We start from the raw sequence: 13,492 nt of genomic DNA on the forward strand, positions 1-13,492 counted from the left end.
ACCTGACCGGGCGGGAAACGATCATCACACCCGCGTCGTAGCGTGCAGGCATGCCGAAGATCGCGACCACCGACCGGGTCGACCGGGCGTCCCTCGTGGACTTCCTCCGCCCCCGGCACCGTGCGGTGCTGCTCACCCGACGGCGGGAGGGTGGGGTCCAGCTCTCGCCGGTCACCTGCGGGGTCGACGCCGAGGGCCGCGTCGTCGTGTCCACGTACCCACAGCGGGCCAAGGTCGCCAACGCGCGACGCGACCCGTCGGTCTCCCTGTGCGTCCTCTCCGACGAGTGGGACGGCCCCTGGGTGCAGCTGGACGGCGAGGCCGAGGTGCTCCAGCTGCCCGAGGCGCTGGAGCCGCTGGTCGACTACTACCGGTCGATCAGCGGGGAGCACCCCGACTGGGCGGAGTACCGCGCGGCCATGGCGCGGCAGGGCAAGGCGCTGCTGCGCATCACCGTCACCGGCTGGGGGCCGATCGCCACCGGGGGGTTCCCGGCCGATGTGGCCGACAAGCTCTGATCCTTGCTTCATCCAGAGAAAGGTGTAAGGCTTTCGCGGTGCCGTACGTGCTGACCATCGACCAACGGGCCAGCCGGCGGGGGCCCGACCGGGTCGGCGACGTCCTGGCGCAGCTCAACGCCGACGTCCCCACCGTCCTGGCCTTCGAACGGACGGCGGGGGACGAGTTCCAGGGCGTCCTCGGCGAGCCCGACGCCGCCGTCGACGTCGCCCTGCGCCTCGTCCGGCTGGGCGGCTGGAGCATCGGCATCGGTGCGGGGGCGGTCCAGGAGCCGCTGCCGGCCAGCACCCGGGCCGCTGCCGGGCCGGCCTTCCTCTGCGCCCGCCGGGCCGTCGACGCGGCCAAGCAGCGGCCGGTGCGGCTGGCCGTGCGCGGGGCGGTCCCGGCCGACGCCGGCGACGCACAGGCGGTGCTCGGTGCGCTGGCGGTGCTGGTGGGCCGGCGTAGCGAGCAGGCGTGGGAGGCGATCGAGCTGGTCGAGGCCGGACGGACCCAGGCCGAGGCGGCCGCAGCCCTCGGCGTCTCGCGGCAGGCGGTGGGCCAGCGCCTGGCTGCCGCCTCGTGGGAGCTGGAGCGCGAGCTGCGGCCGACGGCCGCCCGGCTCCTGGCGAGGGCGGCCGGATGACCACCGCGGTCCTGCTGCTCCTCGGGCTGGCCGGGTTGGCCGGCCTGGTCCTGTCCTTCCGCGGCGAGCGGACGCCCGGCGCCGCCGGCGCGATCGCCCTGGTGGTAGCGCTGGCTGTCGCCGCCGCCTTCGCCTGGCCGGCCGAGAGCAGCGGTGGCCCGGCGCAGGCCGGCGCCCTGCTCGCCGCGTTGGCGGCGGTCACCGGTGGGGGACCGGTGGCGACGGCGGTGCTGCACGCCGCCGACCCGGCCGCCGCCGGGGTGTCCGGGGGCCCGCAGGATCCCGACATCCTCCGCGGCGGGGCATGGATCGGCGTCCTCGAGCGGGGGGCGATCGCGAGCACGCTGCTGGTCGGCTGGCCCGAGGGGCTCGCCGTCGTCCTCGCGATCAAGGGGCTGGGGCGGTTCTCCGAACTGCGCGCGCCGGCGGCCGCCGAGCGGTTCATCGTGGGCACCCTGGCGAGCGGGCTGTGGGCCGCCGGCTGCGTGGGGGTCGCGGTCCTGCTCCGCGGCTGAGCGCACCCCGTCGTCCCCCCGGGGTGACGGGAACGGAGGCTCCGTGCCGATCGTCGGACCGCACGTGACGAGTGCGGCCCGCGGGCGCGTCGACCGGCTGCTGGCCGTCCTGGCGGTCACGCTCGCGCTCGGTGGCTGCGGAGGCGAGGTCGTCCGGGCCGGGGGAGCGACCGTTCTCGTCGCCGAGCGCGCGGAGGCGGGCATGGACGCGCTCGGTGGCGGCCGGCTGGAGGTCGTCGGCGGCTGCCTCGGGGCGAGCGGCTACGTCATCGTGTGGCCGCACGGCACCGAGGTCGTCGAGGACGATCCCCTGACCGTCAGCATCCCGGGCCACGGCACCGCCGCGCTCGGCGACCAGGTCGAGGTGAGCGGCGGTTTCGTGCTCGAGCACTCGTCCGGAACGGTCGAACCGGGCCCGCACGAGGTCGCCGGTGTCACGGTCCCCGCGGAGTGTGCGGAGCACGACGTCTTCCTCGCCCACTGAGCGGCCCGCTGCTGCGTGCAGCGCCCGCCCAGCGGGGGAGCGGCGGGACGGCGAGGATGGCGGTCGGCCACCGTCGGCCACCGTCGGCCGGTGCGACCCGGCGCCGGCCTCCGGAGGGTGAGGACGCCGGCCACCCGCGGCCGGGAGCTGGACGGAGGAACACCGCATGTGCCACGACCACGACAGCCGTCCGCCCGCCCCGCCGCGCAGCGGGCCGGTGCGCGAACGCGCCACGACCACGCTCACCGCCGCTGACGGCGCCTGCTTCACGGCCGCCACCGCGCTGCCCGCGGAGCCCGCGCGCGCGGGGGTGGTCGTGCTCCCCGACATCCGGGGCCTGCACCCGTACTACGTCGCCCTGGCCGAGCGGTTCGCCGAGGCGGGGCTGGCGGCGGTCGCGATCGACTGGTTCGGGCGCACCGCCGGCGTCTGCGCCGACGGCGTCCGGCCCGAGGACTTCGACTGGCAGGCGCACATCCCGCGCACGACGCCGGAGGGGATCGACGACGACGTCGCCGCCGCGATCGACCACCTGCGCGAGCGGGCCGGCGCGGAGCTGCCGGTGGTCACGGTCGGCTTCTGCTTCGGCGGCAGCCACTCGTGGCGGCTGGCCGGTGGAGACCTCGACCTGGCCGGCTGCGCCGGCTTCTACGGCCGCCCGTCGCTGGTGGGGGACGCCGCCGACCGGGCGCGGCTGCCCACGGTGATGCTGGTCGCCGGCGCCGACAGCGTGACGCCGGTGCCGGAGCAGCGGGCCCTGGCCGACCGGCTGCGCGCGGCCGGGGCAGAGGTCGACCTCGTCGTCTACGAGGGCGCCCCGCACTCGTTCTTCGACCGGTCGCACGACGCCTGGGCAGAGGCCTGCCGCGACGCCTGGGCGCACGTCCTGTCGCTCACCGACCGCGTCGCCCGGCCGTGACGGGGCCGGCGTGGGGACCGCTGCCCGGCAGCACCGTACGGGTGCGGCCGGCGACGGCAGCCGACCTCCCGGCCCTGGTGGTGCTGCTGGCCGACGACCCGATCGGCGGGGCACGTGAGCGGGCCGCGGACCTGGCGCCGTACCGGGCGGCGTTCCGACGGATCGAGCGCGATCCGGCGCAGCTGCTGGTGACGGCCGCGGACGGCGACGCGGTCGTCGGCACCCTGCAGCTCTCGGTCATCCCGGGCCTGTCCCGCGGAGGAGCCCTGCGCGCGCAGATCGAGAGCGTGCGCGTGCGGCCGGACCGGCGCGGCACGGGCCTCGGGACGGCACTGTTCGGGTGGGCGATCGCGGAGGCGGGCCGCCAGGGGTGCGCGCTGGTGCAGCTGACCACCGATCTCGCCCGCCGCGAGGCCCACCGGTTCTACGAACGGCTGGGCTTCGTCCACTCGCACGCGGGTTACAAGCTGGCGCTCTGACGTGCCCGGCACAGGATCTCGCGCACGACGGCGGACTTCGCCTCGGCGTAGTGGTTCATGTCCGCCCACCGCCGGGTGGCGAGGTCTCGCTTGGTCCGCTCGTACAGCTGCCGGTCGGCCGCAGAGCGGAGCAGCCGGTCACGGAAGAGCAGGTGGTCGGTGACGGCCGGGTCGCCGGTCGCGCGCACGTGCAGGTGCACGTCCCGGGCCGGGGTGCGGAGCATCCGGTGCCCCGGCTCGACCACGCGCAGAGCGAATCCTGCTGCCCGCAGGGCAGGGACGTAGGCGTCGTCGTCCGCGACGTCGGGAACGGTGACCAGGACGTCCACCACCGGCTTGGCGGCCAGCCCGGGAACCGCCGTGCTCCCGATGTGGAGGACGTCGACCACCCGGTCACCGAGGACGGCCAGAACCTCGTCGCGGACCTGGCGGAAGCGGGCCGCCCAGGCCCGGTGGTCCTCCTGGAGCACGATCACCGCGGGTTCGGGTGCGCCCACCAGCACCGACTCCAGGTGCGAGCCGGCCGCCACGACGGTCAGCGTAGTGCCGGCGGAGACGGGCCGGGCCGCGTCCGGGACGTCCGGGACGGCGGGGACGGACTGGCCTGCGGAGCCGTCGGCCGCTCGTCTCCTACCCTGGGTCGGGTGAGCGGCCAGCCGATCGATCCCGGAGTCATCGAACTCGCCGGACGGGTCTTCGACCTCGCCCGCGGCGGGCACACCGAGGAGCTCGTGGCGTACGTGGACGCCGGCGTCCCGGTGAACCTCACCAACGACAAGGGCGACACCCTGCTCATCCTCGCCGCCTACCACGGGCACAGCGGCACGGTCGCCGCCCTGCTGGAGCGTGGCGCCGACCACGGCCGGGCCAACGACCGCGGCCAGACGGCCCTGGCCGCGGCGGTCTTCAAGCAGTCGGCCGAGACCGTGCAGCGGCTGCTCGCGGCCGGGGCCGATCCGGACGCGGGTGGCCCCAGCGCCCGCGAGACGGCGGCGTTCTTCGACCTGCCGGCCATGACCGCGCTGCTGGCCGCCCGCGACTGACCGGCGGGTCGGCGGAGCCGGTGCGCCCGGGCGCGACCGAGGGGGAGGCGGGCATGCCAGCACGAGATGACCTGCCGGAGACGGGGCCGCTGCCGCTGATCCGGCCGGACCGGCAGGACGCGGCACCGGCCGGCGCGCCGGAGCCGGCCGGGCCCGACCCGGCGGCGGTGGTCCCGGCTCCGGAGCCCGGGCTGCCGCGCTGGCTGCTCCTGGTGGGCGGTGCCGCCGCCGCCACCATCGCCATCGCCGGGTTGCAGGCGATCGCCTGGCTCGTGGCGCCGGTGTTCCTGGCCCTCGTCGTCGTCATCGCCCTGACCCCGGTGCAGGGGTGGCTGCGCCGCATCGGCGTGCCGCGCTGGCTGGCCACCACCGTGCTGCTGCTGCTCGTGTGGACGGTGCTGCTGGCGTTCGTCGCGCTGCTGGTGGCCGCCGTCGCCCAGTTCGCCGCGCTGCTGCCCGACTACGCCGACCGGGCGCAGCTGCTGATCAACGACGTGGTCGCCGACCTCAACAGCCGGGGGATCGTCTCCGGTCAGCTGTCGGACCTCGTCGAGCAGATCGACTACGGCTCGCTGGTGGGGCTGGCCACCGACCTGCTGAGCCGGCTCACGGATGCGGCGACCACCCTGCTGCTCCTGCTGTCGGCGCTGGTCTTCATGGGCATCGAGAGCAGCGGCTTCGGCCGGCGGCTGGCCCTCATCGGCGCCGAGCGCCCCCACCTGCCGGTGGCGCTGCGGCTGTTCACCCGGGGCACCCGCAGCTACCTGCTGGTGAGCACGGTGTTCGGGGCGATCGTCGCGATCGGCGACACGATCGCCCTGGCGCTGCTGGACGTGCCGGCCGCCCCGCTGTGGGGGCTGCTCGCCTTCATCACCAACTACGTGCCCAACATCGGGTTCGTCCTGGGGGTCGCGCCGCCCGCCGTGCTCGGGCTGCTCGCCGGCGGCTGGGGCGACTTCATCGCGATCCTGGTCGTCTACTCGCTGCTGAACTTCGTCGTCCAGACCCTGATCCAGCCCCGCTTCGTCGGTGACTCGGTGGGCCTGTCGATGACGGTGACGTTCGTGGCCCTGCTCTTCTGGGGCTGGGTCCTCGGCGCGCTGGGCGCGCTGCTCGCCATCCCGCTGACACTGCTGGTCAAGGCCCTGCTGGTCGACGTCGATCCCCGGGGCCACTGGCTGGACGCCCTGCTGCGGGAGGAGCCGCGCGCCCCGCGCACGATGCGGGCCCGGCGGCGCATGGCCGACCGGCACGCCGCCCTGGCGTCCATGCGGCGGCTGCACCACCACCCGCACCGCCGGTCGTCCGCCGCCGAGGTGGAGGAGACCGACCACGCGGCGGCCACCCCGGCGGGCCGGGGCTGACCGGGCAGGAGCTGGTCGTGCTGGCCGGTCTGCAGGGCAGCGGGAAGAGCACCTGGACCGCCCGCCACCTGGCCGGCAGCCACGTCGTCGTCAGCAAGGACCAGTGGCCGAACGCCCGGCGCCGGGAGGCGCGCCAGCAGCGGGTCGTCGCCGAGCTCCTGGCCGCGGGGCGCAGCGTCGTCGTCGACAACACCAACCCCTCACCGGCGGAGCGCGCACCGCTCGTCACCCTCGCCCGCGAGGCCGGCGTGCCCGTGCGCGCGGTGTGGCTGGACACGCCCCTGGAGGTCTGCCTGGCCCGCAACGACGCCCGTACCGGTCGGGCCCGCGTGCCACTGGTGGGCGTCCACGCCACCCGGGCGCGGTTCGTGCCGCCGTCGGTCGCCGAGGGGTTCGACCGGGTCGACGTCGTCCGGGCGGGTGCGCAGGACACGGCACCGGACCTTGTGACCGTGGCCGCAACCGGCGGCCGTAACGTGTCGGGCGCAGCCCGCCGCGGACCGGGGCCCTCCGCCCCGGTACCGCCGGCATCCGAGACGAAGGGAACTCACATGAGCGAGGCAGGCACCACGGGCGCGTCCCGCGTGGCCATCGTGACCGGCGCGGCCCGCGGCATCGGCGCGGCGACCGCCCAGCGGCTGGCGCAGGACGGATTCGCCGTCGCGGTCCTCGACCTGGACGAGGGCTCGGCCAAGGGCACCGCCGAGGCGATCGAGGCCGCCGGCGGCCGGGCGCTGGCCGTCGGCGCCGACGTGAGCGACTCCGCGCAGGTCGAGGCCGCCGTCGAGCGGATCGCGACGGAGCTGGGCCCGCCGACCGTCCTGGTCAACAACGCCGGTGTGCTCCGCGACAACATGCTGTTCAAGATGAGCGACTCCGACTGGGACATCGTCATGAACGTGCACCTGCGGGGCGCCTTCCTCATGACGCGCGCCGCGCAGAAGCACATGATCGACCAGAAGTGGGGTCGGATCGTCAACCTGTCCAGCACCTCCGCGCTGGGCAACCGCGGCCAGGCGAACTACTCGACCGCGAAGGCCGGTCTGCAGGGCTTCACGAAGACCCTCGCGATCGAGCTGGGCAAGTTCGGCGTCACCGCCAACGCCATCGCCCCGGGCTTCATCGAGACGGACATGACCAAGGCGACCGCCGACCGCATGGGCATCCCGTTCGACGACTTCATCAAGGGCGCGGCCTCGCAGATCCCGGTGGCCCGCACGGGCAAGCCGGAGGACATCGCCCACCTGGTGTCCTTCTTCGTCAGCGAGGGCGCCGGCTTCGTCTCCGGCCAGGTCGTCTACGCCGCCGGCGGCCCGAAGGCCTGAGCGGACCCCCTGCCCCCCACCGCGAGCGGAGCGAGCGGTGGGGGGCAGAGGGGCCGTTCCATCCGCTCAGCAGGGGCCGGGCAGCCGCACCGGCTGCCCGGCCCCGCGCGCTTCTCCCCATCGCCGAGGAGGCGTCATGGTCGACGACGACAAGGTCCTGGTGGAGCGCCGCGGCGCCGTCCAGGTGATCACCATCAACCGGCCGTCCGCGCGCAACGCCCTCGACGCCGACGTCGCCCGGGCGGTCGCGGCCGCGGTCGACGAGCTGGACGCCGACGGCGGCCTGCGAGCGGGGGTGCTCACCGGCTCGGGCGGCACCTTCTCGGCCGGGATGGACCTCAAGGCGTTCCTGCGTGGGGAGAGCCCCGCGATCCCCGGTCGCGGGCTGTGCGGCATCACCCGCACCCCGCCGCGCAAGCCGCTGCTGGCCGCTGTCGAGGGCTGGGCGCTGGCCGGCGGCTTCGAGCTGGTGCTCGCCTGCGACCTGGTGGTGGCGGGCCGGGGCGCCCGGTTCGGGGTGCCGGAGGTGAAGCGCTCGCTCGTCGCGGCCGGCGGGGCCGCACTCCTGCTGCCGCAGCGGGTGCCCCGCGCGGTCGCGCTGGAGCTGCTGCTGACCGGTGAGCCGGTCGACGCGGAGCGCGCGGCCGCGGTCGGCCTGGTGAACCGCGTGGTCGAGGACGGCTCGGCGGTCGCGGAGGCCGTCGCCCTGGCGGAGGTGATCGCCGCGAACGGTCCGCTGGCGGTGGCGGCCACCAAGCAGGTCGTGCAGCAGGCGCCGGGGTGGGCGCCGGACGAGGCCTGGACGCGGCACGACGAGCTCGTCGCGCCGGTGTTCGCCTCCGAGGACGCCCGGGAGGGTTCCGCGGCCTTCGCGGAGCGCCGGCCCCCGGTCTGGCGCGGTCGCTGACCGAGCCCGGCCCGGCATAGCCGGCCTCCCGGTCCTGTTGGACCCGGTGTGGCCCGCACTCCTCTCCGCCTGGTCGTCCTCGGCGACTCGCTCGCCTCCGGTACCGGGGCCGCCCGCCCCTCCGACGCCCTGGGGCCGCGGCTGACCCGCGTGCTGACCGACGACGGGTTCGACGTCGAGCTGCACGTCATGGCCGTCCCCGGCGCCGTCTCGGCCGGGCTGGCCGACCAGGCGCGCCGGGCCCAGCCGCTCTCCGCCGACCTCGCCGTCGTCGTCATCGGTGCCAACGACCTCGCCCGGTTCGTGCCGGTCGAGCAGGCCGCGAGCGCGCTCGCGGCCGCGGTGACCGCGCTCCGCGCGGGCGGCACCGACGTCGTGGTGGTCCCGGCGCCGGACATGTCGATGGTCCCGTTCGTGCCGCCCGCGCTGCGGGCGCTGGTCCGGGGAGCCTGCGCGGTCCTCCAGCGGCGGCAGTCGCAGGTGGCCACCACCGGCGGTGCCACGGTGGCGCCGGTCGCCGCCGAGGTGGCGCGCGCCTTCTCGGCCGACCCGGCGCTGTTCTCCGCCGACCGGTTCCACCCGTCCTCGGCCGGCTACGCGGCCATCGCCGCGGTGCTCGCGCCCCACGTGCTGGCCGCGGCCCGCGCCCGGCGGGACGGCGCCGCGGCCTGAGCGCTCACGCGCCGACCGGTGCCCGGACGAGCCGGGCCGCCACCGGCTCCACGAACCGGGTGAGCAGCGGACCGGTCACCGCGAGCAGCAGCACGTAGCCGGTGGCGACCGGCCCGACCGCGGGGATCCCCGCGCCGACCGCCAGCCCCGCGATCACGATCGAGAACTCGCCGCGGGCCACCAGCGCGGTGCCGGCCCGCAGCCGGCCGGGGACGGCCACGCCGTCCCGCTTCGCGGCGAACCAGCCGGTGCCGATCTTCGTGACGGTGGTGACCGCGGCCAGCGCGAGGGCGGCGGGCAGCACCGGCAGGATGGCGCCCGGATCGGTGGCCAGGCCGAACGCGACGAAGAAGGTGGCGGCGAACAGGTCGCGGAGGGGGCCGAGGATGGCACGGGCCCGCTCGGCGAAGGACGCCGGCAGCGCCAGCCCGACCAGGAACGCCCCGACCGCCGCCGAGGCCCCCAGCGCCTGCGCGGCGCCGGCGACCAGCAGCGTCAGCCCGATCAGCCGGAGCATCACCTGCTCGTCGTCGTCGTGGGTGAGCCACCGGCCCAGCCGCGGGCCGTGCCGCTGCGCCGCGAGGAGCACCACGAGCACCGCGCCGACGGCCAGCCCGACCCCGGCCGCGGCCGACATCGGCCCCTGGCCGGCGAGGGCCACCACGAGCAGCGGCAGGAACAGCGCCATCGCGAGGTCCTCGAGCACCAGCACCGAGAGCACCGCCGGGGTCTCCCGGTTGGCCAACCGCCCCAGGTCGCCGAGCAGCCGCGCGATGATCCCCGACGACGAGATGTAGGTGACCCCGCCCAGGGCGAGCGCCCCCTCCCAGGGCAGCCCCAGCAGCAGCCCGGCGACGAACCCCGGTGGGCCGTTGAGCACCAGGTCCACCAGCCCCGAGGGCGCGTGCCGGCGGAACGACGCGAACAGCTCGGTGGCGGAGAACTCCAGGCCGAGGGTGAGCAGCAGCAGGACGACGCCGATCTCCGCGGCCGCCTCCAGGAACGGCGCGGCGTTCTCCACCGGCACCAGGCCACCCTCGCCCAGCGCGAGCGCGGCCAGGAGGATGAACGGGATGGGGGAGAGGCCCAGGCGCCGGGCCAGCAGCCCGAGCGCGGACAGGCCGAGGAACAACAGCCCCAGCTCGAGCAGCAGGGCGGCGACGTGGTCCACCGCGGGCTACTCCTGGCCCGCGATCCGCCGGTCCAGTTGCTCCAGCCCGGCCGAGGAGCCGATGACGACCAGCACGTCGCCGGCGGACAACCGGTCAGCGGGTGACGGGGAGGGGACCACGTCGGCGCCGCGGACGATGGCGACCACCGAGCAGCCGGTCAGCGTGCGGGCCCGGGTGTCGCCCAGGCTCCGGCCCGCGTACGGGGAGCCCTCCCGCACGGTGATCCGGGCCGACTCCAGCCCGGGCACCTCGCGGGAGAGGTCGGCGAACCGCTGGGTCAGCCGGGGGGCGCCCAGCACCTCGGCGAGGGCGTCGACCTCCTCCGGGTCCAGCCGGAACGTCTCCCGTGCGCGGTCGGGGTCGCGCCGGTCGAACACCGCGATCTCCGCGCCGCCCTCCCGCTGCACGACGATGCCCAGCACCTGACCCGAGCGGGTCCGCATCTGGTAACGGACACCCACACCGGGCAGCAGCGTCTCCTCGAGCTCCACCGGGGCATCGTCGCAGACCCGGATCAGGCCAGTCGCTCCGCCAGCAGCTCGGCGAGGTGCCGTCCGCGCCGCCCGGCGAGCTGGTCGAGCTGCGTGCGGCAGGAGAACCCGTCGGCCAGCACGACGGCGTCGTCGGGCAGGTCGCGGACGGCGGGCAGCAGCTGCTGCTCGGCCACCGCCACCGAGACGTCGTGGTGCCCGCGCTCGACGCCCCAGTTGCCGGCCAGCCCGCAGCAACCGCCGAGCCGGTTCACCCGGGCGCCCGCGTCCTGCAGGAGACGGGCGTCGGCGGACCAGCCGAGCACCGACGCGTGGTGGCAGTGCGGCTGGGCGACGATCTCCAGGCCGTCCAGCGACGGCGGCGTCCAGCCCGGGGTGCTCGTCAGGAGCTCGGCGAGCGTGCGGGTGGCGGCGGCGACCTGCTCGGCCTCCGCGCCGCCGACCAGCTCCAGCGCCTCGCTGCGGAGCACGGCGGTGCAGGAGGGCTCGATGCCGACGATCGGCACGCCCGCCGCCGCGAGCGGGGCGAGCGTCCGCACGGTGCGGCCGAGGATTCCCTTGGCCTTGTCGAGCTGGCCGGTGGTGATCCACGTGAGCCCGCAGCAGGTGTCGGCGCCGGGCACCTCGACGCGGTAGCCGGCGGCCGTCAGCACCCGGGCGGTCGCGGCGGCGACCTCCGGGGCGAAGTGGTCGGTGAAGGAGTCGACCCACAGCGCCACCGGGGCGCCGTCGCCCTGGAGCGGCTGGTCGGCCCACTGCTGCCGGAAGGTGCGCGCGGCGAACTGCGGCACCGACCGGCGCTGGTCGATGCCCGCCCCCCACTTGGCCACCGAACCGACGAGCGCGGAGCCGAGCATCGCGTTGACCAGGCGCGGGGCCCGGGCCACGAGGTCCGACCAGAACGGCAGCCGGCCCAGCGTGTAGTGGGCGCGCGGCCGCAGCCGGCGCCGGTACGACTGGTGCAGCACCTCGGCCTTGTAGGAGGCCATGTCCACGCCGGTGGGGCAGTCCGACGAGCAGCCCTTGCAGGACAGGCAGAGGTCCAGCGCCTCGTGCACCTCCGGTGCCCGCCAGTCCTTCACCGGCCCACCGGGGGCGAGCATCTCCTGCAGGACCCGGGCGCGGCCGCGGGTGGTGTCCTTCTCCTCCCGCGTCGCCGGCCAGGACGGGCACATGACCCCGCCGGAGGACTGCAGGTCGGCCCGGCACTTGCCGACGCCGGTGCAGCGGTGCACCGCGGCGGAGAAGTCGCCGCCGTCGTGCCGGTAGGCCAGCGCCAGGGGGCGGCGGGAGGTCGAGACCAGCGGCGGGGCAGCGGCGATCCGGACGTCCTCGTCGAGCGGTGCCGGGCGCACCAGCACGCCCGGGTTGAGCACGTCGGCGGGGTCGAACACCGCCTTGACGCGGGCGAAGAGGTCCAGGGCGGCGGGGGAGTACATGTGCGGCAGCAGCTCGCTGCGCGCCCGCCCGTCGCCGTGCTCCCCGGACAGCGAACCGCCGTAGCCGGCGACCAGCCGGGCGGCGTCCTCGACGAACGACCGGTACGCCGACCGGCCGCGGTCGGGCCCCTCCCCGAACGGGAAGTCGATGCGCACGTGCACGCAGCCGTCGCCGAAGTGGCCGTAGGGCACGCCCTGCAGCCCGTGGCCGTCGAGCAGCGCCTCGAAGCCGCGCAGGTACTCCCCGAGCCGCTCCACCGGGACGGCGGCGTCCTCCCAGCCGGCGTGCGCGGGCCGGCCGTCGGAGGTGCGGTTGGCCAGCCCCGCGCCGTCCTCGCGGATCCGCCAGATCGCCGCGGCGTGGGCCGGGTCGGTGACGACGAGGGAGTCCAGGGCGCCGGCGTCGGCCAGCACCCCCTGCGCCTTGCCCTGCACCTCGGCCACGGTGTCGCCGGTCAGCTCCACGATCAGCCACCCGTCGCCGCGCGGCAGCTCGGGGACGACGGCGGCGGGCACGTCGCGCAGCCGCTGCACGATCCGCTGGTCGAGCCCCTCGACCGCGGTGGGCTCGTGGGGGAGCAGGCCGGGGGTGGCGTCGGCGGCGTCGGCCATGCTCGGGTAGCCCAGCACCACCAGCCCCCGGACGGGAGCGTCGGCGACCAGCCGCACGGTGGCGCCGAGGACGACGGCGAGCGTCCCCTCGCTGCCGACCAGCGCCCGGGCCACGTCGAAGCCGCGCTCGGGCAGCAGGTGCTCCAGCGAGTAGCCCGACACCTGCCGGCCGAAGGTGCCGAGCTCGGTGCGCACGGTCGCGAGGTGCCCGGCGACGAGCCGGTGCAGGTCCTCGAGCACGCCCGGCGCGGGCCCGGTGACCGGACCGAGCCGGAGCCGCTCACCGGTGCCGGTGACGACGTCCAGCCCCACCACGTTGTCCGACGTCCGGCCGTAGCCCAGCGCCCGGGACCCGCAGGCGTTGTTGCCGATCATCCCGCCGATCGTGCAGCGGTTGTGCGTGCTGGGGTCCGGGCCGAACCGCAGCCCGTGCGGGCGCGCGGCGGTCTGCAGCGCGGCCTGGACCACGCCGGGGTCCACCGTCGCCGTCCGGGCCTCCGGGTCGATCGCGTGCACCCGCGACAGGTACCGGCTGGTGTCCAGCACGACGCCGGTGCCCACGGCGTTGCCCGCGATCGACGTGCCCGCGCCGCGGGCGGTCAGCGGCACCCCGAGCGAGCGGCACACCTCGAGCGCCGCCACGATCTCGTCGGGGTGCTGCGGCCGCACCACGGCCCGGGGGAGGACGCGGTACAGCGACGCGTCGGAGGAGTAGAGGGCGCGGGCCAGCCCCGAGTCGTCGACGTCGCCGATGCCGGCGCGCCGCAGCGCGGCCACCACCGACCGGCCGTCGTCGGTGCCCGTCGTCGTGGGGGCCGGTGCGCTCATGGTGCCGAGTCTCGCTCCCGCGTCCGGGGCGGGCGCGTCCACCCCCCTCCCGGCACCCGGGGACGGCCGTGGCCGGGCACCCGGGGGTGCCCGGCCAC

Annotated in this window: 15 protein-coding genes; 11 read left to right on the forward strand and 4 right to left on the reverse strand. The window is 76.2% G+C overall.

Features of this window, described 5'->3' with window-relative positions; genetic code table 11:
- Window positions 1-50: 50 nt before the first annotated feature.
- The 6 genes from ACI799_RS16055 to ACI799_RS16080 all read left to right on the forward strand — a co-directional run bounded on the left by ACI799_RS16055 (window position 51) and on the right by ACI799_RS16080 (window position 3,541).
- Window positions 51-518, forward strand: a complete 468-nt coding sequence (locus ACI799_RS16055; protein WP_456590471.1) for a PPOX class F420-dependent oxidoreductase — start codon at window positions 51-53, stop codon at window positions 516-518.
- A 38-nt stretch (window positions 519-556) separates the two neighbouring features.
- Complete coding sequence (locus tag ACI799_RS16060) at window positions 557-1,144, forward strand: hypothetical protein (protein WP_456590470.1); 588 nt, start codon at window positions 557-559, stop codon at window positions 1,142-1,144.
- The gene (locus ACI799_RS16065; RefSeq protein ID WP_456590469.1) at window positions 1,141-1,659 is read left to right on the forward strand and encodes a hypothetical protein; all 519 of its coding nucleotides are present in this window, start codon (window positions 1,141-1,143) and stop codon (window positions 1,657-1,659) included. The genes ACI799_RS16060 and ACI799_RS16065 overlap by 4 nt, the downstream gene beginning before the upstream one ends.
- 43 nt (window positions 1,660-1,702) lie before the next feature.
- Window positions 1,703-2,143, forward strand: a complete 441-nt coding sequence (locus ACI799_RS16070) for a hypothetical protein (protein WP_456590468.1) — start codon at window positions 1,703-1,705, stop codon at window positions 2,141-2,143.
- Window positions 2,144-2,309: 166 nt separating this feature from the next.
- A complete protein-coding gene (locus ACI799_RS16075) occupies window positions 2,310-3,062 on the forward strand; it encodes a dienelactone hydrolase family protein (protein WP_456590467.1) in 753 nt (250 codons plus the stop codon).
- 41 nt (window positions 3,063-3,103) lie between these two features.
- Window positions 3,104-3,541 carry an N-acetyltransferase family protein gene (locus ACI799_RS16080; protein ID WP_456590466.1) on the forward strand — a complete coding sequence of 146 codons (438 nt, stop codon included), beginning with the start codon at window positions 3,104-3,106 and terminating at the stop codon, window positions 3,539-3,541.
- Here ACI799_RS16080 and ACI799_RS16085 read toward each other — a convergent pair.
- Window positions 3,523-4,071, reverse strand: a complete 549-nt coding sequence (locus ACI799_RS16085) for a GrpB family protein (RefSeq protein WP_456613470.1) — start codon at window positions 4,069-4,071, stop codon at window positions 3,523-3,525. The genes ACI799_RS16080 and ACI799_RS16085 overlap by 19 nt on opposite strands.
- A gap of 114 nt (window positions 4,072-4,185) precedes the next feature.
- On the opposite strand from ACI799_RS16085, the gene ACI799_RS16090 reads away from it, so the two are divergent.
- From ACI799_RS16090 to ACI799_RS16110, 5 genes are all read left to right on the forward strand, one after another.
- Window positions 4,186-4,584, forward strand: coding sequence for an ankyrin repeat domain-containing protein (locus tag ACI799_RS16090; protein WP_456590464.1), 399 nt, complete (start codon window positions 4,186-4,188; stop codon window positions 4,582-4,584).
- A gap of 53 nt (window positions 4,585-4,637) precedes the next feature.
- Window positions 4,638-5,948: an AI-2E family transporter gene (locus ACI799_RS16095; protein ID WP_456613471.1), complete on the forward strand. Its 1,311-nt coding sequence runs from the start codon at window positions 4,638-4,640 to the stop codon at window positions 5,946-5,948.
- Between the two features lie 17 nt (window positions 5,949-5,965).
- Window positions 5,966-7,273 (forward strand): 3-oxoacyl-ACP reductase FabG, encoded by a 1,308-nt coding sequence (gene fabG / locus ACI799_RS16100; RefSeq protein WP_456613472.1) that lies wholly within the window; start codon window positions 5,966-5,968, stop codon window positions 7,271-7,273.
- A gap of 136 nt (window positions 7,274-7,409) precedes the next feature.
- Window positions 7,410-8,180: a crotonase/enoyl-CoA hydratase family protein gene (locus ACI799_RS16105; RefSeq protein ID WP_456600598.1), complete on the forward strand. Its 771-nt coding sequence runs from the start codon at window positions 7,410-7,412 to the stop codon at window positions 8,178-8,180.
- 48 nt (window positions 8,181-8,228) lie between these two features.
- Entirely contained in the window at window positions 8,229-8,852 is a 624-nt protein-coding gene (locus ACI799_RS16110; RefSeq protein WP_456590460.1) for a GDSL-type esterase/lipase family protein, read from the forward strand.
- A gap of 4 nt (window positions 8,853-8,856) precedes the next feature.
- Here the strand turns inward: ACI799_RS16110 and ACI799_RS16115 are convergent, their stop codons facing one another.
- Genes ACI799_RS16115 through ACI799_RS16125 form a run of 3 tightly spaced genes read right to left on the reverse strand, consistent with a single transcriptional unit; the run spans window position 8,857 to window position 13,394 of the window.
- Window positions 8,857-10,023 (reverse strand): cation:proton antiporter, encoded by a 1,167-nt coding sequence (locus tag ACI799_RS16115; protein WP_456590459.1) that lies wholly within the window; start codon window positions 10,021-10,023, stop codon window positions 8,857-8,859.
- Between the two features lie 6 nt (window positions 10,024-10,029).
- Window positions 10,030-10,515, reverse strand: coding sequence for a cation:proton antiporter regulatory subunit (locus tag ACI799_RS16120; RefSeq protein ID WP_456590458.1), 486 nt, complete (start codon window positions 10,513-10,515; stop codon window positions 10,030-10,032).
- Window positions 10,516-10,538: 23 nt separating this feature from the next.
- Window positions 10,539-13,394 carry an FAD-binding and (Fe-S)-binding domain-containing protein gene (locus tag ACI799_RS16125; protein ID WP_456613473.1) on the reverse strand — a complete coding sequence of 952 codons (2,856 nt, stop codon included), beginning with the start codon at window positions 13,392-13,394 and terminating at the stop codon, window positions 10,539-10,541.
- Window positions 13,395-13,492: the final 98 nt, after the last annotated feature.

This window comes from Blastococcus sp. SYSU DS0753, assembly GCF_054051175.1.

Bases quoted from the DNA above. Each gene is read 5' to 3' on its own strand.
- ACI799_RS16125 (WP_456613473.1), bottom strand. From the start codon at position 13,394: ATGAGCGCACCGGCCCCCACGACGACGGGCACCGACGACGGCCGGTCG.
- ACI799_RS16095 (WP_456613471.1), top strand. From the start codon at position 4,638: ATGCCAGCACGAGATGACCTGCCGGAGACGGGGCCGCTGCCGCTGATC.
- ACI799_RS16105 (WP_456600598.1), top strand. From the start codon at position 7,410: ATGGTCGACGACGACAAGGTCCTGGTGGAGCGCCGCGGCGCCGTCCAG.
- ACI799_RS16065 (WP_456590469.1), top strand. From the start codon at position 1,141: ATGACCACCGCGGTCCTGCTGCTCCTCGGGCTGGCCGGGTTGGCCGGC.
- ACI799_RS16075 (WP_456590467.1), top strand. From the start codon at position 2,310: ATGTGCCACGACCACGACAGCCGTCCGCCCGCCCCGCCGCGCAGCGGG.
- ACI799_RS16055 (WP_456590471.1), top strand. From the start codon at position 51: ATGCCGAAGATCGCGACCACCGACCGGGTCGACCGGGCGTCCCTCGTG.